The 20,127-nt window shown below is 57.1% G+C and carries 13 protein-coding genes, 2 tRNA genes, 3 rRNA genes and 1 pseudogene; 16 read left to right on the top strand and 3 right to left on the bottom strand.

Features of this window, described 5'->3' with window-relative positions; genetic code table 11:
• The first annotated feature begins 25 nt into the window (after window positions 1-25).
• Together C4J87_RS21640 and C4J87_RS21635 are read left to right on the top strand one after the other, a co-directional pair.
• On the top strand, window positions 26-1,009 hold the full coding sequence (locus C4J87_RS21640) for an iron ABC transporter permease (protein WP_164487693.1): 984 nt from the start codon (window positions 26-28) through the stop codon (window positions 1,007-1,009).
• The gene (locus C4J87_RS21635; protein WP_124368361.1) at window positions 1,009-1,776 is read left to right on the top strand and encodes a heme ABC transporter ATP-binding protein; all 768 of its coding nucleotides are present in this window, start codon (window positions 1,009-1,011) and stop codon (window positions 1,774-1,776) included. Before C4J87_RS21640 ends, C4J87_RS21635 begins: the two co-directional genes overlap by 1 nt.
• Window positions 1,777-1,984: 208 nt before the next feature.
• On the opposite strand, the gene C4J87_RS21630 is transcribed toward C4J87_RS21635, so the two are convergent.
• The 3 genes from C4J87_RS21630 to C4J87_RS21620 all read right to left on the bottom strand — a co-directional run bounded on the left by C4J87_RS21630 (window position 1,985) and on the right by C4J87_RS21620 (window position 4,447).
• Window positions 1,985-2,257 (bottom strand): TfoX/Sxy family protein, encoded by a 273-nt coding sequence (locus tag C4J87_RS21630; protein ID WP_124364416.1) that lies wholly within the window; start codon window positions 2,255-2,257, stop codon window positions 1,985-1,987.
• 196 nt (window positions 2,258-2,453) lie between these two features.
• Window positions 2,454-2,798, bottom strand: a complete 345-nt coding sequence (locus C4J87_RS21625; RefSeq protein ID WP_124364415.1) for a pentapeptide repeat-containing protein — start codon at window positions 2,796-2,798, stop codon at window positions 2,454-2,456.
• A 92-nt stretch (window positions 2,799-2,890) separates the two neighbouring features.
• Entirely contained in the window at window positions 2,891-4,447 is a 1,557-nt protein-coding gene (locus C4J87_RS21620) for a bifunctional aminoglycoside phosphotransferase/ATP-binding protein (protein WP_124368360.1), read from the bottom strand.
• 118 nt (window positions 4,448-4,565) lie between these two features.
• Between C4J87_RS21620 and mrcB the strand changes: the two genes are divergently transcribed.
• From mrcB to rrf, 14 genes and pseudogenes are all read left to right on the top strand, one after another.
• Window positions 4,566-6,890 carry a penicillin-binding protein 1B gene (gene mrcB / locus C4J87_RS21615; protein ID WP_124368359.1) on the top strand — a complete coding sequence of 775 codons (2,325 nt, stop codon included), beginning with the start codon at window positions 4,566-4,568 and terminating at the stop codon, window positions 6,888-6,890.
• Window positions 6,891-6,906: 16 nt separating this feature from the next.
• On the top strand, window positions 6,907-7,641 hold the full coding sequence (locus C4J87_RS21610; RefSeq protein WP_124368358.1) for a M48 family metallopeptidase: 735 nt from the start codon (window positions 6,907-6,909) through the stop codon (window positions 7,639-7,641).
• Window positions 7,641-7,970 carry a YqcC family protein gene (locus C4J87_RS21605; protein WP_124368357.1) on the top strand — a complete coding sequence of 110 codons (330 nt, stop codon included), beginning with the start codon at window positions 7,641-7,643 and terminating at the stop codon, window positions 7,968-7,970. The genes C4J87_RS21610 and C4J87_RS21605 overlap by 1 nt, the downstream gene beginning before the upstream one ends.
• Window positions 7,971-8,401: 431 nt before the next feature.
• Window positions 8,402-10,125: pseudogene (locus C4J87_RS21600) on the top strand (acetolactate synthase 3 large subunit).
• Window positions 10,126-10,127: 2 nt separating this feature from the next.
• Entirely contained in the window at window positions 10,128-10,619 is a 492-nt protein-coding gene (gene ilvN / locus C4J87_RS21595) for an acetolactate synthase small subunit (RefSeq protein WP_003176102.1), read from the top strand.
• A 46-nt stretch (window positions 10,620-10,665) separates the two neighbouring features.
• Entirely contained in the window at window positions 10,666-11,682 is a 1,017-nt protein-coding gene (gene ilvC / locus C4J87_RS21590) for a ketol-acid reductoisomerase (protein WP_003212125.1), read from the top strand.
• Window positions 11,683-11,828: 146 nt separating this feature from the next.
• Complete coding sequence (gene pssA / locus C4J87_RS21585) at window positions 11,829-12,686, top strand: CDP-diacylglycerol--serine O-phosphatidyltransferase (protein WP_070994366.1); 858 nt, start codon at window positions 11,829-11,831, stop codon at window positions 12,684-12,686.
• 63 nt (window positions 12,687-12,749) lie between these two features.
• Window positions 12,750-13,763 carry a protein-methionine-sulfoxide reductase catalytic subunit MsrP gene (msrP, locus tag C4J87_RS21580; RefSeq protein ID WP_124368356.1) on the top strand — a complete coding sequence of 338 codons (1,014 nt, stop codon included), beginning with the start codon at window positions 12,750-12,752 and terminating at the stop codon, window positions 13,761-13,763.
• On the top strand, window positions 13,763-14,383 hold the full coding sequence (msrQ, locus tag C4J87_RS21575) for a protein-methionine-sulfoxide reductase heme-binding subunit MsrQ (protein WP_124368355.1): 621 nt from the start codon (window positions 13,763-13,765) through the stop codon (window positions 14,381-14,383). The genes msrP and msrQ overlap by 1 nt, the downstream gene beginning before the upstream one ends.
• Before the next feature lie 489 nt (window positions 14,384-14,872).
• A 16S ribosomal RNA gene (locus C4J87_RS21565) occupies window positions 14,873-16,409 on the top strand.
• Between the two features lie 82 nt (window positions 16,410-16,491).
• Window positions 16,492-16,568: transfer RNA gene (locus C4J87_RS21560), tRNA-Ile, on the top strand.
• A 30-nt stretch (window positions 16,569-16,598) separates the two neighbouring features.
• A tRNA-Ala gene (locus C4J87_RS21555) sits at window positions 16,599-16,674 on the top strand.
• A gap of 249 nt (window positions 16,675-16,923) precedes the next feature.
• Window positions 16,924-19,815, top strand: a 23S ribosomal RNA gene (locus C4J87_RS21550).
• A 157-nt stretch (window positions 19,816-19,972) separates the two neighbouring features.
• Window positions 19,973-20,088 (top strand): 5S ribosomal RNA (gene rrf / locus C4J87_RS21545).
• Together the 16S, 23S and 5S rRNA genes with 2 tRNA genes alongside form the textbook arrangement of a ribosomal RNA operon.
• Window positions 20,089-20,127: the final 39 nt, after the last annotated feature.

Genomic DNA, 20,127 nt, shown 5'->3' with positions numbered 1-20,127 from the left:
GTTTATCGGGCTTGCGCTGTTATGTCTGCTGGCGATCTGGCTTTCATTGGCCCTGGGACCGGTCAGCCTGCCGTTGTTCGACACGCTCAGGGCTGCGTTGCGAATGATCGGAGTGCCGATTGAGGCCCAGGGGCTCGAACAGGCAGAGTTGATCCTGGGGCAGATTCGCTTGCCGCGCACGTTACTGGGCCTGGCCGTGGGCGGTGTGCTCGCCTTGTCGGGGGTGGCGATGCAGGGCTTGTTTCGCAACCCGCTGGCCGATCCTGGCTTGGTGGGCGTGTCCAGTGGCGCGGCGCTGGGGGCTGCGGTGGCCATTGTTGGCGGCTCGTTGTTTGGCGGGCTGCCGGAGGCGCTCGGGCCGTATCTTTTGTCGATTTGCGCGTTTCTGGGCGGCCTGGGCGTGACGGCGCTGGTGTATCGACTGGGCCGACGCAATGGCCAGACCAACGTCGCGACGATGTTGCTTGCCGGCATCGCGCTGACAGCCCTGGCCGGTTCCGCGGTGGGGCTGTTTACCTACCTGGCGGACGACGCCACCTTGCGCACCCTGACATTCTGGAACCTGGGCAGCCTCAATGGTGCCAGCTATTCACGTTTATGGCCGTTGCTGCTGGTGAGCGCGGGCGTGGCGCTGTGGTTGCCGCGCCGGGCGAAAGCCTTGAATGCGCTGTTGCTGGGTGAGTCCGAGGCCAGCCACCTGGGCATCGATGTGGAAAAGCTCAAGCGTGAGCTGGTGTTCTGTACGGCGTTGGGCGTGGGTGCGGCGGTGGCAGCGGCGGGCATGATCGGTTTTGTCGGGTTGGTGGTGCCGCATCTGGTGCGGTTGCTGGCCGGGCCGGACCACCGGGTGTTATTGCCGGCTTCCGTGCTGGCAGGCGCGAGTTTGTTGCTGTTGGCGGATCTGGTGGCGCGCTTGGCATTGGCGCCGGCGGAACTGCCGATCGGTATTGTCACCGCGTTTATTGGCGCGCCACTTTTCCTCTATTTATTACTGCGAGGGCGCGCCTGATGCTGCGAGTGGAAGCGTTGCAGATCCGCCGCGGGCGTAAAACCGTACTGGCAGATGTCACCCTGGAGCTGCTGCCGGGCGAAGTTCTCGGTGTATTAGGGCCCAATGGTGCAGGCAAAAGTACCTTGCTCAGCGCGCTGTGCGGCGAGTTGACGCCTGATCAGGGCAAGGTCTGGCTGGATCAGCAAGAGTTGAAGCATTGGAGCGGCGCGCAACGAGCACAGCGCCTGGCGGTACTGCCCCAGAGCTCGACCCTGGACTTCGCGTTCCGTGTCGAAGAGGTTGTAGGGCTGGGACGTTTGCCGCATCAGACCGGGCGAGTACGCGATGAGGAAATCATCAGCGCGGCACTGCAGGCGGCAGATGTAGGGCACTTGAGTGGTCGCAGTTACCTGGCCTTGTCGGGCGGGGAGCGTCAACGGGTACACCTGGCCCGTGTGTTGGCGCAATTATGGCCGGGCGAGGCGGGGCAGACACTGCTGTTGGATGAGCCGACATCGATGCTCGATCCGTTGCATCAGCACACGACCTTGCAGGCGATCCGGCGCTTTGCCGATCGTGGCGCAGCGGTATTGGTGATCCTGCATGACCTGAACCTGGCCGCCCGTTACTGTGATCGAATTCTGTTACTGGAGAACGGATGCCCGCGCGCCCTGGACACGCCCGCACAGGTGCTGCGCCCCGAGCCGCTCAAGGCGGTATTTGGTCTGGATGTGTTGGTGCAGTTGCATCCGGAGCGTGGTCATCCGTTGATCATCGCGCGTTGAACCGGCGTTTTGCAGGCAAAAAAAGACCCGGCAAGAGCCGGGTCAAATAACCGTGATTAGCCTGATGAGGAGATAATCTGAGAGTCCGAACCAATAGTCTTTCAGTTATCGGCTGATCTCGCGACCAGTTGCGATAATCATAACGATTCTCATTTGAGAGTCAACAACATTCCCCTACTTTTCTCAAAAATCCTGAAAATCGGTGGATTTACATCTTCTGGCGTGTTGAGAGCGCCTCCAACTGACGGTTCAACGCTTCCTTGCGCTCTGTGGGAATGTCATTCCAATGCACGTCCATCAGCGCGCCTTCAATCGCATACAGCAACACTTTTGATGCCCGGAACCCGCGAGTTCGCACGGCTCGGTAAGCATCGACCGCGCCCAGGCGGCGCAGGTCGGACGCGCTGTGGATGCCCGCCGCATGCAGCCACTGCGCCGACGTCTTGCCAAGATTCTTCAGGTGTTGCAGCTCATCGTTCATCGAGCCTCCTTGCGACGGCCGAATGGTGCGGTGGGTATCGTGACCAGGCAAGCCTGAAAATGAGTGTAGCGCTCAGTAGGAAAAGCGTGATTCTTTGCTCGAGAACGGCTGAAAAGCTTATAAGAATGACCCTACGTGTCAGGCACGGGAAGACGCCCGGCAAGCTTGAAAGCAGCCGGGAGCCGGAGTCTTGAGGTTATTTGGTGCGGTAACGCAGGCGGGTACCGAAATTCACCGACATCAGAATCTCGTCAGCCGTCAGGTCGGGTGAGAAGTAAGTACCGGAAATCTGCGCATGGGCCAGGCTGGCGCCTTCCAGTGAACACTCGCGCAAATCCAGCCCGCGCAGGTCGGCGGAGCGGAAATAGGCGTCGGTAAAGTCGATCCCCGCAGCGTTCAGCTCGCGCAGGTCCAACCCTCGGAAGTCGCCGCCGCGCATGTCGATAACGCCGCCTTCGGGGCGCTCTTGGTTGAAGCCCCGAATGTCGTCCTTGTGCAGGAGCGCATAGAGCGGTGTATCAAGAAGCTTGGGCTGACTCATGACGGCGACTCCTGTTGGAATTATGGCGCCATTATAGTGCCACTATTGCAGGGTCGTGCGCCAAAGTAGACGACACGACCAAGAAATATTTCTTACAGGCCGGGCAAGCGTTGACGAATATGCCCGACCAATGCATCGAGCGTCCCGCTTTCATTGGTCTCGACGCGTTTACTCAACAGCAGCTCTTGAGCGGTCAGCGGGTCACGACTGGCGTTTTGTTCTTCAATAACCACCAACGTTGCGTCGGACGGATCGTTTTTATCTGCCTGACGTTGTGCCAGCCAACTGGCGATGACGGCCTGGGGGGCGTTGCAATCCAGAATCAGGAACGGGGCCCCGGTGGCTTCGGCAACCCGGGCCGCCGCGTCACGTTGCTCGCGTTTCAGGAAGGTAGCATCCAGCACCACCGGGAAACCGGCGCGCAGCACGGTGTCGGCTATTTCATTCAGGCGTGTGTACGTCGCAGCGCTGGCATCATCGCTATAAATGCCGGCTTGCGGAGTGTTTTCGACCTGCTGCTCGCCAAACAGGCGCTTTCGCTCCACGTCCGAACGCAGGCGAACAGCGCCTAAGGCCTCGACCAGGCGCATGGCCACATGGCTTTTGCCCACAGCCGAAACCCCGTGGGTGATGGCCAGGAAGCGCGACGGAATCGTGCTGTAGCTTTCCGCCAGATTGGCATAATTACGGTACTGGCGCAGGGTGGTGGCGCGTTGCACCGGGTCGGCTTCGCTCGGCATGCTGAACAGGGCAACTTTCGCCCGCACCATTGCGCGATAAGCCTTGTAGAAATTCAGCAGCTCCAGGCCCTGATAATCGCCGGTCAGTTCCAGGTACTGGCTGATAAATCGGCGTGCCAGGCATTTGAGGCCACGGTCTTCCAAGTCCATCGCCAGGAACGCGGTGTCGGCGTACACGTCGGTGAAGCGGAACGGCTCGTTGAATTCGATGCAGTCGAAGATCACTACACGGCCATCGATCAGCGTGGCATTACCCAGATGGATATCACCATGGCATTCGCGGGTGAATCCATCGAGTTTGCGCTGTTGCAGCAGCGGCTTGAGGCGTTCGAAGCTGCTTTGCGCCCAGGCTTGCAGGGCTTCCAGTTGAATGAGGTCGGCCTTGTCACTCAGGAACGGGCGGATCTGTTCGAAGTTCTGGCGGACCGGTGCCATCACTTCTTCCGGGGTGCCGGCCGGGTGCTGCTGCGGGACCTTGGGCGCGGTGAGGTGAAAGTGCGCAATCTGCTTGGCCATTTCGTCAATGTGCGCGCTGCTGAGTTCACCGTTGGCTTGCAAGGTGCTCAGCATCTGGCTTTGCGGGAACTGACGCATTTTCAGCGCGTACTCGATCACCGGGCCGTCGCCCGCCAATTGCGGTGCGTCGGCAGTGCCGGTAATTGGCAACACTTCAAGATACAAATCTTCGGTCAGGCGCTGGTTGAGGCGCAGCTCTTCGTTGCAGAAGTGACCGCGTTTTTCCAGGTCGGTGAAATCGAGGAAGCCGAAGTTCATCGGTTTCTTCAGTTTATAAGCATAGGGACCGGTCAGGATCACCCAGGAAATGTGGGTTTCAATGACTTGAAACGCTTCCACCGGATGCGGGTACAACGCCGGGTTTTGCAGGGCGGCAATCAGGGACTGGCTCACGGGCGATCCTTCAAAGTCTGGGAGAAATCATGGCGAGCATTATGGCCGCTACGGGCGGTCGTGCAAACCGCTGTCCGGCTCATGTTGATCATCAATAAAGTGCGTATAATCCGCCGCCATGACTCGAACCCGATCTCCCCGTTCCCGTAAAAAACCTCCTTCGCGCAGCCTGCGCCCGTGGCTGGGCTGGGCGCTCAAGCTCGGCCTGGTTGGCCTTGTGGCGCTCGCCGGCGTGGCGGTGTATCTCGACGCCGTGGTCCAGGAGAAGTTCTCCGGCAAGCGCTGGACCATCCCGGCCAAGGTTTACGCACGCCCGCTGGAATTGTTCGCCGGCCAGAAGTTGAGCAAGGAGGACTTCCTCACCGAACTCGATGCGCTGGGCTATCGCCGCGAACCCGTGAGCAACGGCCCGGGCGCGGCGGCCGTCAGCGGCAATACCGTCGACCTGAACACCCGCGGCTTCCAGTTCTACGAAGGCCTGGAAAAAGCCCAGCCGGTACGCGTGCGTTTTTCCGGCGATTACGTGGCTGAGTTGTCGTCGCTCAACGGCGCCAAGCTGCCAGTGGTACGCCTCGAGCCGCTGATGATCGGCGGTATCTACCCGAAGAATCTTGAAGACCGGATCCTGATCAAGCTCGATCAGGCGCCGCCGTACCTGTTGGAAACCCTGGTAGCAGTAGAAGACCGCGACTTCTACAGCCACTGGGGCGTCTCGCCCAAATCGATTGCCCGCGCGGTGTGGGTCAATACTTCCGGCGGCAAGATGACCCAGGGCGGCAGTACGCTCACCCAGCAATTGGTGAAGAACTTCTACCTGACCAACGAGCGCAGCCTCACCCGCAAGCTCACCGAAGCCATGATGGCAATGCTGCTGGAGTTGCATTACAGCAAGCAGGAAATTCTCGAGGCGTACCTCAACGAGGTCTTCGTCGGCCAGGATGGTCAGCGCGCAGTGCACGGTTTCGGCCTGGCCAGCCAGTTCTTCTTCGGGCAGCCGTTGTCCGAATTGAAGTTGCACCAGGTTGCGCTGCTGGTAGGGATGGTCAAGGGGCCGTCCTATTACAACCCGCGTCGCAACCCCGAGCGTGCGCTTGAACGCCGCAACCTGGTACTCGATGTATTGGAACAGCAGGGCGTCGCCACGGCCGAGCAGGTCGCGGCCGCGAAGAAAATGCCGCTGGGTGTTACCACTCGCGGCAAGCTGGCAGATAGCTCATTCCCCGGCTTTATCGACCTGGTCAAACGCCAACTGCGCGAGGACTATCGCGACGAAGACTTGACCGAGGAAGGCCTGCGAATCTTCACCAGCTTCGACCCCATCCTGCAGATGAAAGCCGAAGCGTCGGTCAATGACACCTTCAAGCGCCTGACAGGCCGCAAAGGCTCCGATGAAGTAGAAGCCGCGATGGTGGTGACCAACCCGGAAACCGGCGAGGTCCAGGCCATGATCGGTAGCCGTCAGGCCAGCTTCGCCGGGTTCAACCGCGCGCTGGATGCCGTGCGCCCGATTGGCTCGCTGGTCAAGCCAGCGGTCTACCTGACCGCCCTGGAAAAACCGAGCAAGTACACACTGACCAGTTGGCTGTCGGATGACCCGCTGTCGATCAAAGGCGCCGATGGCCAGGTGTGGACGCCAAAGAACTTCGACCGCCGCTCCCACGGCACCGTGTTCCTGTATCAGGGGCTGGCGCATTCCTACAACATCTCGACATCGCGCCTGGGGCTGGAAGTCGGTGTGCCGAATGTGCTGAAAACCCTGGCGCGACTGGGTATCGAGCGCGAGTTCCCGGCGTTCCCCTCGATGCTCCTGGGCGCGGCGGCCATGAGCCCGATGGAAGTGGCCACCATGTACCAGACCTTGGCCAACGGTGGCTTCAATACGCCGATGCGCGGTATTCGCAGCGTGCTGACCGCCGAGGGCGAACCGCTCAAGCGCTACCCGTTCCAGATCCAGCAACGCTTCGACGCGGGCTCCATCTACCTGATCCAAAACGCCATGCAGCGCGTGATGCGTGAAGGTACCGGGCGCTCGGTCTACAGCGTGCTGCCGTCGAACCTGACGCTGGCGGGCAAGACCGGCACCAGTAACGATTCGCGCGACAGTTGGTTCGCAGGTTTTGGCCAGGACGTATTGGCCGTGGTGTGGCTGGGCCGTGACGACAATGGCAAGACGCCATTCACCGGAGCGACCGGTGCGCTGCAGGTCTGGACCAGCTTCATGCGCAAGGCAGACCCGTTGCCACTCAACATGCCGCAGCCGGACAATATCGTGCAGGCCTGGATTGATCCGCACACGGGCCAGGGTTCGGATGCCAACTGCCCGGGTGCGGTGCAGATGCCGTATATTCGCGGCAGCGAGCCACCAGCCGGTGCCGCATGCGGGGGCAGTGCCCCTGCTGATGCGGACTCGGTGATGGATTGGGTCAAGGGCTGGATGAATTAAGCAAAGAGGGTTTCAAGTGAACAAGTTGTGGATTCCAGCGATTACCGTTCTGGCTTTGCTCGGCGGTTGCTCCAGCGTGCAACGCGGCTCGATTCCGGTGGTGGATTCGAGTACTAACGTCTCCAATAACGACCGGATTTCGGCCAATGGCGGGTTTCGTCAAACCGTGACCAACCGTCCGGCACAGGCCAAGCCTCAGGCCATGCCGCAGGACTCGGGCGTGGTGGTGATGGTGCCGGGCAGTGGTGCTGCCACCGCAGCCCCGATCAGCGCCGAACCATGGACCCCAGGGCCAAACACGTCCGCGCCTATCGATTCCACGCCGATCCAGACGGCGCCGGTCAACCAGGGCACTTACACCATGCCATCGACGCCGAGCGGTATTCCTTCGTCGTCCACTGCTGGCGGCCTGTCGGCTGACGAACAACTGGATGGCCCGGTACTGGCGCTGCTCACCACCGCCCAGCAACAGCAGGCCGGTGGTGATCTCAATGGCGCTTCGTCGAGCCTGGAGCGTGCTCAACGCGTTGCCCCTCGCGAACCACAAGTGTTGTATCGCCTGGCCCAAGTACGCCTGGCCCAGGGTGATGCGCCGCAAGCCGAGCAGTTCGCTCGCCGTGGTTTGACCCTGGCCAACGGTCGCCCCGACCTGCAAGCCAGCCTGTGGGGGTTGATCGGTGACGCGCGTGCCGCCCAAGGCGACGCTGCCGGCGCTGCCCAGGCTCGGGCAAAAGCCAAGGTCAGCCTCTGATGGATGGGCGGTTCCCGGCGATTGCCGAGCAGTTGTTATTGATCGAGCGAGAGTTGCGCGTGCAGGGCTGGTGGGGTGAAGTGCCCCCCAGCGCCGAAGCGCTCAGCAGCGTCGAGCCTTTTTCGGTCGACACATTGGATTTTCACCAATGGCTGCAATGGATTTTCCTGGTACGCATGAAGCAGATCCTCGAACAAGACCTGCCTCTGCCCAACGCTTCCGGCATTCTGGAAATGGCCGAGATGGTCTACGCCGACCGTCCGCGAGAGAGCCTCGGCTTGCGTAATGCGCTGAAAAAGTTCGACCAACTGATCGCTGACGCTGGTTAATTGCCTGACTGTCGGGTTTTCCGGCAGTCTTGCGCATATTTCTACCGCTTGACGACATTCAGGCGAGTTTTATCCCTCCTCACAGGCCTTTCTCCTACGTTCTCATGCGCTTAGTTGGAAAAAAGCGCAATTATTGCTTGACTTGAAGGGCCTGAAACAGAAGAATCCAAAGTCCGCTGTATCGGGACTGCCAGAAGCAGGCCCGCTCGGCAGATCATGAGGCGCACACCCGCGCCGACCTGCAACACCCGCAACGCGTTACCTCGCGCTGGGTGGGAAAAGCCCGCAACACTTGGGACGATCCCAATACTTGCTCAGTCAGTGCTGACGTAGTCGGCGACCACCGTCGCTCATGCTCTGTTGAGAAGTAAACCTATTAAGACCCGTCGGTTTTTAACGGACGGTATTCTGGCGTTTTAGAGGTGAACAACGTGGAGCTTTTATCTGGCGGTGAGATGCTCGTCCGCTTTTTGCGTGACGAAGGCGTCGACTATATCTACGGGTACCCAGGTGGTGCTCTGCTGCATGTCTACGACGCACTGTTCAAGGAACCGGCTGTTACCCACATCCTGGTTCGCCACGAACAGGCCGCAACCCATATGGCTGACGGTTATGCCCGTGCCACCGGTAAAGCCGGCGTGGTACTGGTAACCTCCGGCCCAGGCGCAACCAATGCCATCACTGGCATCGCGACTGCTTATATGGACTCCATTCCCATGGTGATCATTTCCGGCCAGGTCGCCAGCACCATGGTCGGTACCGACGCGTTCCAGGAAACCGACATGATCGGTATCTCCCGCCCGATCGTGAAACACAGCTTCATGATCAAGCACGCGTCGGAAATTCCGGAAATCATGAAAAAGGCGTTCTACCTCGCACAATCCGGTCGTCCGGGACCTGTCGTGGTGGATATTCCCAAGGACATGACCAACCCGGCCGAGAAATTCGAATACATTTTCCCGAAGAAAGCCAAGCTGCGCTCCTACAGCCCGGCCGTACGTGGGCACTCCGGACAAATCCGCAAGGCGGCGGAAATGCTTCTCGCGGCCAAGCGCCCGGTGCTGTACTCCGGCGGCGGCGTGATTCTGGGGGCGGCTCCGCACCGCTCACAGAATTGGCCAAGCTGCTCAACCTGCCGGTGACCAATACCTTGATGGGGCTTGGCGCATTCCCGGGTTCGGACCGTCAATTCGTCGGCATGCTCGGTATGCACGGCAGCTATACCGCCAACCTCGCCATGCACCACGCCGATGTGATTCTGGCGGTGGGCGCACGGTTCGATGACCGCGTGATCAACGGCGCGAGCAAGTTCTGCCCGAATGCCAAGATCATCCATATCGACATCGACCCGGCGTCCATTTCCAAGACCATCAAGGCCGACGTGCCAATCGTGGGCCCGGTGGAAAGCGTGCTGACCGAAATGGTCGCCGCGCTCAAGGACATCGGCGAAACGCCGAACAAGGAATCCGTTGCCAGCTGGTGGAAGCAGATCGACGAATGGCGCGGTGACCGCGGCCTGTTCCCGTACGACAAGGGCGACGGCAGCATCATCAAGCCACAAACCGTGATCGAAACCCTGTGCGAAGTGACCAAGGGCGACGCCTTTGTGACCTCCGACGTGGGCCAGCACCAGATGTTCGCCGCGCAGTACTACAAATTCGACAAGCCTAACCGCTGGATCAACTCCGGTGGCCTGGGCACGATGGGCTTTGGTTTTCCGGCGGCCATGGGCGTGAAGCTGAGCTTTCCGGATGCCGACGTTGCCTGTGTCACCGGTGAAGGCAGCATCCAGATGAACATCCAGGAACTGTCAACGTGCCTGCAGTACGGCCTTCCGGTGAAGATCGTCTGCCTGAACAACGGCGTGCTGGGCATGGTTCGTCAGTGGCAGGACATGAGCTACGGTAGCCGTCACTCCCATTCCTACATGGAATCGTTGCCGGATTTCGTCAAATTGGTTGAAGCCTATGGCCATGTCGGCATGCGCATCACCGATCTGAAAGATCTGAAGCCGAAGATGGAAGAGGCGTTCGCCATGAAGGACCGCCTGGTGTTCATCGATATTCAGGTGGATACCAGCGAGCACGTCTACCCGATGCAGATCAAAGACGGCTCGATGCGCGACATGTGGCTGAACAAGACGGAGCGTACTTAATCATGCGGCACATTATCTCCCTGCTTCTGGAGAACGAACCCGGCGCTCTGTCTCGTGTTGTCGGCCTGTTTTCGCAACGCAACTACAACATCGAAAGCCTGACCGTGGCCCCGACCGAAGACCCGACCCTGTCGCGCCTGACGTTGACCACCGTGGGCCACGATGAGGTGATCGAGCAGATCACCAAGAACCTCAACAAGCTGATCGAAGTGGTCAAGCTGGTCGACCTGTCGGAAAGTGCCCACATCGAGCGCGAGCTGATGCTGGTCAAGGTCAAGGCCACAGGTGCCCAGCGTGCCGAGATCAAGCGCACCACCGATATTTATCGCGGGCAGATCGTCGATGTGAGCGCCAGCGTTTATACCGTTCAATTGACCGGTACGAGCGACAAGCTGGACAGCTTCATCCAGTCGATCGGGACGGCCTCGATTCTGGAAACCGTACGCAGTGGTGTCACCGGGATTGCCCGTGGCGACAAAGTACTCAGCATCTAACCCAATTAGCGAATGGCCTTACGGCCTGGATATATAGAGGAACCTCATGAAAGTTTATTACGATAAAGATTGTGACCTGTCGATCATCCAGGGCAAGAAAGTCGCCATCATCGGTTACGGCTCCCAGGGCCACGCTCAAGCGTGCAACCTCAAAGATTCCGGCGTTGACGTCACCGTTGGCTTGCGCAAAGGCTCGGCGACCGTTGCCAAGGCTGAAGCCCACGGCCTGAAAGTGACCGACGTTGCTTCCGCTGTGGCAGCTGCCGACCTGGTCATGATCCTGACCCCGGACGAATTCCAATCCGCGCTGTACAAGAACGAAATCGAGCCGAACATCAAGAAGGGCGCCACCCTGGCCTTCTCCCACGGCTTCGCGATCCATTACAACCAGGTCGTGCCGCGCGCTGACCTCGACGTGATCATGATCGCGCCGAAGGCTCCGGGCCACACCGTACGCTCCGAGTTCGTCAAGGGCGGCGGTATTCCCGACCTGATCGCGATCTACCAGGACGCTTCGGGCAACGCCAAGAACGTTGCACTGTCCTACGCTGCCGGTGTCGGCGGTGGTCGTACCGGCATCATCGAAACCACCTTCAAGGACGAGACTGAAACCGACCTGTTCGGCGAACAAGCCGTCCTGTGCGGTGGTACCGTTGAGCTGGTGAAAGCCGGTTTCGAAACCCTGGTTGAAGCTGGCTACGCGCCGGAAATGGCCTACTTCGAATGCCTGCACGAACTGAAGCTGATCGTTGACCTCATGTACGAAGGCGGTATCGCCAACATGAACTACTCGATCTCCAACAACGCCGAGTACGGTGAGTACGTCACCGGCCCGGAAGTGATCAACGCCGAGTCCCGTCAGGCGATGCGCAACGCTCTGAAACGTATTCAGGACGGCGAATACGCCAAGATGTTCATCAGCGAAGGCGCGACCGGCTACCCTTCGATGACCGCCAAGCGTCGTAACAACGCCGCCCACGGTATCGAAATCATCGGCGAGCAACTGCGCTCCATGATGCCGTGGATCGGTGCCAACAAGATCGTCGACAAAGCCAAGAATTAAGTCGCACGTATCAAGGGAAGACGCGGCTTCGGCCGCGTTTTTTCGTTTGGGTAAGCGGGTTCTGGTATAAAGCTGCATCGTTTGCGGGCGAACACTCGCCGCAAGTATCTGTCGAATTTTTTTCACACCGTTGCAAGGTAAAATCCATGAGCGAACGTCCCGAAGAGCCAAGCCAGGCTTCTGACGCCGAAAGCCTGCTGCCAATCGATGAACATGTCGAAGAAGGGCATGACGCGGAAGGCCGCAAGGTCCGGCATCGTGGCATCTATCTGCTGCCCAACCTGTTCACCACGGCGAACCTGTTTGCCGGCTTCTATTCCATCATCAACTCGATGAGTGCCCAGAGCGCATTGGCGGCGGGTGATGCCGCGAGTGCCAGCAAGTATTTCGGTTTTGCTGCCATCGCCATCTTCGTCGCCATGGTGCTTGATGGACTGGATGGTCGTGTGGCGCGCATGACCAATACCCAAAGCGCCTTCGGTGCCGAGTACGACTCGTTGTCGGACATGGTTGCCTTTGGTGTCGCCCCGGCGTTGCTGGCGTTTGCCTGGGCGCTGGGTGACATGGGTAAGGTCGGCTGGATGGTGGCCTTCATCTATGTGGCGGGCGCGGCGTTGCGTCTGGCGCGCTTCAACACTCAAGTAGGCACTGCCGACAAGCGTTACTTCATTGGCCTGGCCAGTCCGGCTGCTGCGGGCGTGGTGGCGGGTATCGTCTGGGCGTTCAGTGACTATGGCATCCAGGGTTCGAAGATGTCGTTCCTGGTAGCCTTGATGGTTGCGGCAGCCGGCATGCTGATGGTCAGCAACATCAAGTACAACAGCTTCAAGGAGTTCGACCTCAAGGGGCGTGTGCCTTTCGTGGCGATTCTAGTTGTGGTGCTGGTGTTTGCGGTGGTGTTCAGCGACCCGCCGAGAATTCTATTGTTAGCTTTCCTGGTCTACGCGGCGTCGGGGCCGGTGCAGTACCTGCTGCATCTTCGCCGGGACAAAACATTGCCTTAATGTAATTTCCCCCATACTCCGCAGTCTATTGGTGCACCTGTCCTCCAATGCTGCGGAGTTGCCATGTTAATCAAGATCCCCAAAGCGTCCGATTGCCACGAATCGGATGTCACGCCTGAATCGTTCTACCTCTCTCGCCGCAGCTTGCTTGGTGGTGCGCTTGCCGGTATTGCCGCGAGCAGCTTGCCACGTTGGGCCAGTGCCGAAGAGGCGGCACGTTATGCCGATGTCGAGCCGGGCAGGGCGCCTGACTGGTTTACGCAAAAGCTTCCAGGCACCAAGTGGCAGGCTGTGACGGTCAAGGGCGAGGCCATCACGCCGTTCAAGGATGCAACCCACTACAACAACTTCTACGAGTTCGGCACAGACAAGGGCGATCCGGCGGCAAATGCGGGTTCGCTCAAGACTGAGCCCTGGAGTGTTGTGATTGATGGTGAAGTTGCGAAGCCGGGGCGCTACGCCTTGGAAGACTTCATGAAACCTTACGAATTGGAAGAGCGCATCTACCGGCTGCGTTGCGTCGAAGCGTGGTCGATGGTGATTCCCTGGATCGGCTTTCCTGTTTCCGCCTTGCTCAAGCAGGTTGAGCCTACTTCAAGGGCGAAATTCATCCGCTTCGAAACGCTACAGGATCCAAAGAGCATGCCGGGTCAGCGCTCCAGTTTCGGCTTGATCGACTGGCCTTATGTAGAAGGGCTGCGTCTGGACGAGGCGATGAATCCGTTGGCGATCCTTGCCGTGGGTATGTACGGGCGGGAGCTGCCTAACCAGAACGGGGCGCCCCTGCGTTTGGTCGTGCCTTGGAAGTATGGCTTCAAGAGCGTGAAGTCGATTGTGCGGATCAGTCTTGTCAGCGAGCAACCTAAAACGACCTGGCAGAGTATTGCTGCCGATGAGTATGGGTTTTATGCGAATGTGAACCCTACGGTTGACCATCCGCGCTGGACCCAGGCACGGGAGCGTCGTCTACCGAGCGGCCTTTTCAGCCCGAATGTGCGTGAGACGCAGATGTTCAATGGCTACGCGGATGAGGTTGCTGCTCTCTATACAGATCTCGACCTGAAGAAGAATTACTGATGCGCTATCCGATCTGGCGCATCGGCGTCTTTATAGCCGCCGCTGTCTGGCCGTTGTTCTGGCTCTATGAAGCCTGGAGTTTTGCCCTGGGGCCCGACCCGGGCAAGGTGCTGGTGGATCGCTTGGGTCTGGGCACCTTGATCCTGTTGCTGATCACGCTCGCGATGACACCGCTGCAGAAGCTCAGCGGTTGGCCGGGGTGGATCGCAGTGCGCCGGCAGCTGGGTTTGTGGTGCTTTGCCTATGTGGTGCTGCACCTGGCGGCTTATTGCGTATTTGTCCTTGGGCTCGACTGGTCGCAGCTGGGCGTGGAGTTGCGTAAGCGTCCGTACATAATTGTCGGCGCCTTGGGGTTTTTGTCTCTACTGGTTTTGGCTCTGACCTCCAATCGTTACAGTCAGCGCCGGCTGGGCAGTCGCTGGAAGAAATTGCATCGCCTGGTGTACGTGATTCTGGGGCTCGGTTTGCTACACATGCTGTGGATAGTGCGGGCTGACCTCAAGGAGTGGGCTATCTATGCTTCCATAGGTGCACTGCTTCTGTTGCTGCGCGTACCGCCAGTGATGCGTCGGATCCCGCGTCTTATTACTAAAAAGGCACCGGCAGCAACAAAAGCGTAATTAACCCTTGACGGCAGATTCTGTGCGCCTATAATTCGCCCCACTTCCGGCGCAGTCGAAACGGAAAACTCCTTGGTAAACAACGAGTTAAGTAGGTTTCGGCAGCAGGTTGCTTCAGTCCATCGAAGCCAAAAGGAAGTTGAAAAAGAGGTGTTGACAGCAGCGTGTAACGCTGTAGAATTCGCCTCCCGCTTACGAGAGATCGCAAGCGCAAGTGGTTGAAGTTGTTGAAGAATTCTTCGAAAACTTCTGAAAATAACCGCTTGACAGCAAATGAGGCTGCTGTAGAATGCGCGCCTCGGTTGAGACGAATAGCTCTTAACCAACCGCTCTTTAACAACTGAATCAAGCAATTCGTGTGGGTGCTTGTGGAGTCAGACTGATAGTCAACAAGATTATCAGCATCACAAGTTACTCCGCGAGAAATCAAAGATGTAACCAACGATTGCTGAGCCAAGTTTAGGGTTTCTTAAAAACCCAAAGATGTTTGAACTGAAGAGTTTGATCATGGCTCAGATTGAACGCTGGCGGCAGGCCTAACACATGCAAGTCGAGCGGTAGAGAGAAGCTTGCTTCTCTTGAGAGCGGCGGACGGGTGAGTAATGCCTAGGAATCTGCCTGGTAGTGGGGGATAACGTTCGGAAACGGACGCTAATACCGCATACGTCCTACGGGAGAAAGCAGGGGACCTTCGGGCCTTGCGCTATCAGATGAGCCTAGGTCGGATTAGCTAGTTGGTGAGGTAATGGCTCACCAAGGCGACGATCCGTAACTGGTCTGAGAGGATGATCAGTCACACTGGAACTGAGACACGGTCCAGACTCCTACGGGAGGCAGCAGTGGGGAATATTGGACAATGGGCGAAAGCCTGATCCAGCCATGCCGCGTGTGTGAAGAAGGTCTTCGGATTGTAAAGCACTTTAAGTTGGGAGGAAGGGCAGTTACCTAATACGTGATTGTTTTGACGTTACCGACAGAATAAGCACCGGCTAACTCTGTGCCAGCAGCCGCGGTAATACAGAGGGTGCAAGCGTTAATCGGAATTACTGGGCGTAAAGCGCGCGTAGGTGGTTTGTTAAGTTGGATGTGAAATCCCCGGGCTCAACCTGGGAACTGCATTCAAAACTGACTGACTAGAGTGTGGTAGAGGGTGGTGGAATTTCCTGTGTAGCGGTGAAATGCGTAGATATAGGAAGGAACACCAGTGGCGAAGGCGACCACCTGGACCAACACTGACACTGAGGTGCGAAAGCGTGGGGAGCAAACAGGATTAGATACCCTGGTAGTCCACGCCGTAAACGATGTCAACTAGCCGTTGGGAGCCTTGAGCTCTTAGTGGCGCAGCTAACGCATTAAGTTGACCGCCTGGGGAGTACGGCCGCAAGGTTAAAACTCAAATGAATTGACGGGGGCCCGCACAAGCGGTGGAGCATGTGGTTTAATTCGAAGCAACGCGAAGAACCTTACCAGGCCTTGACATCCAATGAACTTTCCAGAGATGGATTGGTGCCTTCGGGAACATTGAGACAGGTGCTGCATGGCTGTCGTCAGCTCGTGTCGTGAGATGTTGGGTTAAGTCCCGTAACGAGCGCAACCCTTGTCCTTAGTTACCAGCACGTTATGGTGGGCACTCTAAGGAGACTGCCGGTGACAAACCGGAGGAAGGTGGGGATGACGTCAAGTCATCATGGCCCTTACGGCCTGGGCTACACACGTGCTACAATGGTCGGTACAGAGGGTTGCCAAGCCGCGAGGTGGAGCTAATCCCAGAAAACCGATCGTAGTCCGGATCGCAGTCTGCAACTCGACTGCGTGAAGTCGGAATCGCTAGTAATCGCGAATCAGAATGTCGCGGTGAATACGTTCCCGGGCCTTGTACACACCGCCCGTCACACCATGGGAGTGGGTTGCACCAGAAGTAGCTAGTCTAACCTTCGGGAGGACGGTTACCACGGTGTGATTCATGACTGGGGTGAAGTCGTAACAAGGTAGCCGTAGGGGAACCTGCGGCTGGATCACCTCCTTAATCGACGACATCAGCTGCTCCATAAGTTCCCACACGAATTGCTTGATTCATTGAAGAAGACGAAAAGAAGCAGCCCGAAATTGGGTCTGTAGCTCAGTTGGTTAGAGCGCACCCCTGATAAGGGTGAGGTCGGCAGTTCGAATCTGCCCAGACCCACCAATTTTGTGTGGGAAACGCCTGTAGAAATACGGGGCCATAGCTCAGCTGGGAGAGCGCCTGCCTTGCACGCAGGAGGTCAACGGTTCGATCCCGTTTGGCTCCACCACTACTGCTTCTGTTTGTAGAAAGCTTAGAAATGAGCATTCCATCGTTGTGATGGTGAATGTTGATTTCTAGTCTTTGACTAGTTCGTTCTTTAAAAATTTGGGTATGTGATAGAAAGATAGACTGGACGTTACTTTCACTGGTAACGGCTCAGGCTAAGGTAAAATTTGTGAGTCGCTCTTAATTGAGTATGATCGAATTTTCGGCGAATGTTGTCTTCACAGTATAACCAGATTGCTTGGGGTTATATGGTCAAGTGAAGAAGCGCATACGGTGGATGCCTTGGCAGTCAGAGGCGATGAAAGACGTGGTAGCCTGCGAAAAGCTTCGGGGAGTCGGCAAACAGACTTTGATCCGGAGATGTCTGAATGGGGGAACCCAGCCATCATAAGATGGTTACCTTACACTGAATACATAGGTGTATGGAGCGAACCAGGGGAACTGAAACATCTAAGTACCCTGAGGAAAAGAAATCAACCGAGATTCCCTTAGTAGTGGCGAGCGAACGGGGACTAGCCCTTAAGTGGCTTTGAGATTAGCGGAACGCTCTGGAAAGTGCGGCCATAGTGGGTGATAGCCCTGTACGCGAAAATCTCTTAGTCATGAAATCGAGTAGGACGGAGCACGAGAAACTTTGTCTGAATATGGGGGGACCATCCTCCAAGGCTAAATACTACTGACTGACCGATAGTGAACTAGTACCGTGAGGGAAAGGCGAAAAGAACCCCGGAGAGGGGAGTGAAATAGATCCTGAAACCGTATGCGTACAAGCAGTGGGAGCCCACTTTGTTGGGTGACTGCGTACCTTTTGTATAATGGGTCAGCGACTTATTTTCAGTGGCGAGCTTAACCGAATAGGGGAGGCGTAGCGAAAGCGAGTCTTAATAGGGCGTCTAGTCGCTGGGAATAGACCCGAAACCGGGCGATCTATCCATGGGCAGGTTGAAGGTTGGGTAACACTAACTGGAGGACCGAACCGACTACCGTTGAAAAGTTAGCGGATGACCTGTGGATCGGAGTGAAAGGCTAATCAAGCTCGGAGATAGCTGGTTCTCCTCGAAAGCTATTTAGGTAGCGCCTCATGTATCACTGTAGGGGGTAGAGCACTGTTTCGGCTAGGGGGTCATCCCGACTTACCAAACCGATGCAAACTCCGAATACCTACAAGTGCCGAGCATGGGAGACACACGGCGGGTGCTAACGTCCGTCGTGAAAAGGGAAACAACCCAGACCGTCAGCTAAGGTCCCCAAGTTATGGTTAAGTGGGAAACGATGTGGGAAGGCTTAGACAGCTAGGAGGTTGGCTTAGAAGCAGCCACCCTTTAAAGAAAGCGTAATAGCTCACTAGTCGAGTCGGCCTGCGCGGAAGATGTAACGGGGCTCAAACCATACACCGAAGCTACGGGTATCACGTAAGTGATGCGGTAGAGGAGCGTTCTGTAAGCCTGTGAAGGTGAGTTGAGAAGCTTGCTGGAGGTATCAGAAGTGCGAATGCTGACATGAGTAACGACAATGGGTGTGAAAAACACCCACGCCGAAAGACCAAGGTTTCCTGCGCAACGTTAATCGACGCAGGGTTAGTCGGTCCCTAAGGCGAGGCTGAAAAGCGTAGTCGATGGAAAACAGGTTAATATTCCTGTACTTCTGGTTATTGCGATGGAGGGACGGAGAAGGCTAGGCCAGCTTGGCGTTGGTTGTCCAAGTTTAAGGTGGTAGGCTGGAATCTTAGGTAAATCCGGGATTCTAAGGCCGAGAGCTGATGACGAGTTGTCTTTTAGACGACGAAGTGGTTGATGCCATGCTTCCAAGAAAAGCTTCTAAGCTTCAGGTAACCAGGAACCGTACCCCAAACCGACACAGGTGGTTGGGTAGAGAATACCAAGGCGCTTGAGAGAACTCGGGTGAAGGAACTAGGCAAAATGGCACCGTAACTTCGGGAGAAGGTGCGCCGGTGAGGGTGAAGGACTTGCTCCGTAAGCTCATGCCGGTCGAAGATACCAGGCCGCTGCGACTGTTTATTAAAAACACAGCACTCTGCAAACACGAAAGTGGACGTATAGGGTGTGACGCCTGCCCGGTGCCGGAAGGTTAATTGATGGGGTTAGCTAACGCGAAGCTCTTGATCGAAGCCCCGGTAAACGGCGGCCGTAACTATAACGGTCCTAAGGTAGCGAAATTCCTTGTCGGGTAAGTTCCGACCTGCACGAATGGCGTAACGATGGCGGCGCTGTCTCCACCCGAGACTCAGTGAAATTGAAATCGCTGTGAAGATGCAGTGTATCCGCGGCTAGACGGAAAGACCCCGTGAACCTTTACTATAGCTTTGCACTGGACTTTGAATTTGCTTGTGTAGGATAGGTGGGAGGCTTTGAAGCGTGGACGCCAGTTCGCGTGGAGCCAACCTTGAAATACCACCCTGGCAACTTTGAGGTTCTAACTCAGGTCCGTTATCCGGATCGAGGACAGTGTATGGTGGGTAGTTTGACTGGGGCGGTCTCCTCCTAAAGAGTAACGGAGGAGTACGAAGGTGCGCTCAGACCGGTCGGAAATCGGTCGTAGAGTATAAAGGCAAAAGCGCGCTTGACTGCGAGACAGACACGTCGAGCAGGTACGAAAGTAGGTCTTAGTGATCCGGTGGTTCTGTATGGAAGGGCCATCGCTCAACGGATAAAAGGTACTCCGGGGATAACAGGCTGATACCGCCCAAGAGTTCATATCGACGGCGGTGTTTGGCACCTCGATGTCGGCTCATCACATCCTGGGGCTGAAGCCGGTCCCAAGGGTATGGCTGTTCGCCATTTAAAGTGGTACGCGAGCTGGGTTTAGAACGTCGTGAGACAGTTCGGTCCCTATCTGCCGTGGACGTTTGAGATTTGAGAGGGGCTGCTCCTAGTACGAGAGGACCGGAGTGGACGAACCTCTGGTGTTCCGGTTGTCACGCCAGTGGCATTGCCGGGTAGCTATGTTCGGAATAGATAACCGCTGAAAGCATCTAAGCGGGAAACTAGCCTCAAGATGAGATCTCACTGGGACCTTGAGTCCCCTGAAGGGCCGTCGAAGACTACGACGTTGATAGGTTGGGTGTGTAAGCGCTGTGAGGCGTTGAGCTAACCAATACTAATTGCCCGTGAGGCTTGACCATATAACACCCAAGCAATTTGACTACTCGAGAGAGCATCAGATTGCGGTGTGTGAAGACGCAATGAACCGAAAGTTCGATGCTCACAAAACACCGAAACCTATCGCATACCCAATTTGCTGAAGCGAGGCCATATGGCAACGACTCAGTACCCGAATTTCTTGACGACCATAGAGCATTGGAACCACCTGATCCCATCCCGAACTCAGTAGTGAAACGATGCATCGCCGATGGTAGTGTGGGGTTTCCCCATGTGAGAGTAGGTCATCGTCAAGATTAAATTCCGAAACCCCATTTGCGAAAGCAGATGGGGTT

Source organism: Pseudomonas sp. R1-43-08 (assembly GCF_003852255.1).
Taxonomy (GTDB): Bacteria; Pseudomonadota; Gammaproteobacteria; order Pseudomonadales; family Pseudomonadaceae; genus Aquipseudomonas.
Note: the sequence above shows the minus strand (reverse complement) of the source record. Positions and strands in the feature narration are given on the sequence as shown.

Bases quoted from the DNA above. Each gene is read 5' to 3' on its own strand.
- msrP (WP_124368356.1), top strand. From the start codon at position 12,750: ATGTTAATCAAGATCCCCAAAGCGTCCGATTGCCACGAATCGGATGTC.
- msrQ (WP_124368355.1), top strand. From the start codon at position 13,763: ATGCGCTATCCGATCTGGCGCATCGGCGTCTTTATAGCCGCCGCTGTC.
- C4J87_RS21635 (WP_124368361.1), top strand. From the start codon at position 1,009: ATGCTGCGAGTGGAAGCGTTGCAGATCCGCCGCGGGCGTAAAACCGTA.
- ilvN (WP_003176102.1), top strand. From the start codon at position 10,128: ATGCGGCACATTATCTCCCTGCTTCTGGAGAACGAACCCGGCGCTCTG.
- pssA (WP_070994366.1), top strand. From the start codon at position 11,829: ATGAGCGAACGTCCCGAAGAGCCAAGCCAGGCTTCTGACGCCGAAAGC.
- C4J87_RS21605 (WP_124368357.1), top strand. From the start codon at position 7,641: ATGGATGGGCGGTTCCCGGCGATTGCCGAGCAGTTGTTATTGATCGAG.
- ilvC (WP_003212125.1), top strand. From the start codon at position 10,666: ATGAAAGTTTATTACGATAAAGATTGTGACCTGTCGATCATCCAGGGC.
- C4J87_RS21625 (WP_124364415.1), bottom strand. From the start codon at position 2,798: ATGAGTCAGCCCAAGCTTCTTGATACACCGCTCTATGCGCTCCTGCAC.
- mrcB (WP_124368359.1), top strand. From the start codon at position 4,566: ATGACTCGAACCCGATCTCCCCGTTCCCGTAAAAAACCTCCTTCGCGC.
- C4J87_RS21630 (WP_124364416.1), bottom strand. From the start codon at position 2,257: ATGAACGATGAGCTGCAACACCTGAAGAATCTTGGCAAGACGTCGGCG.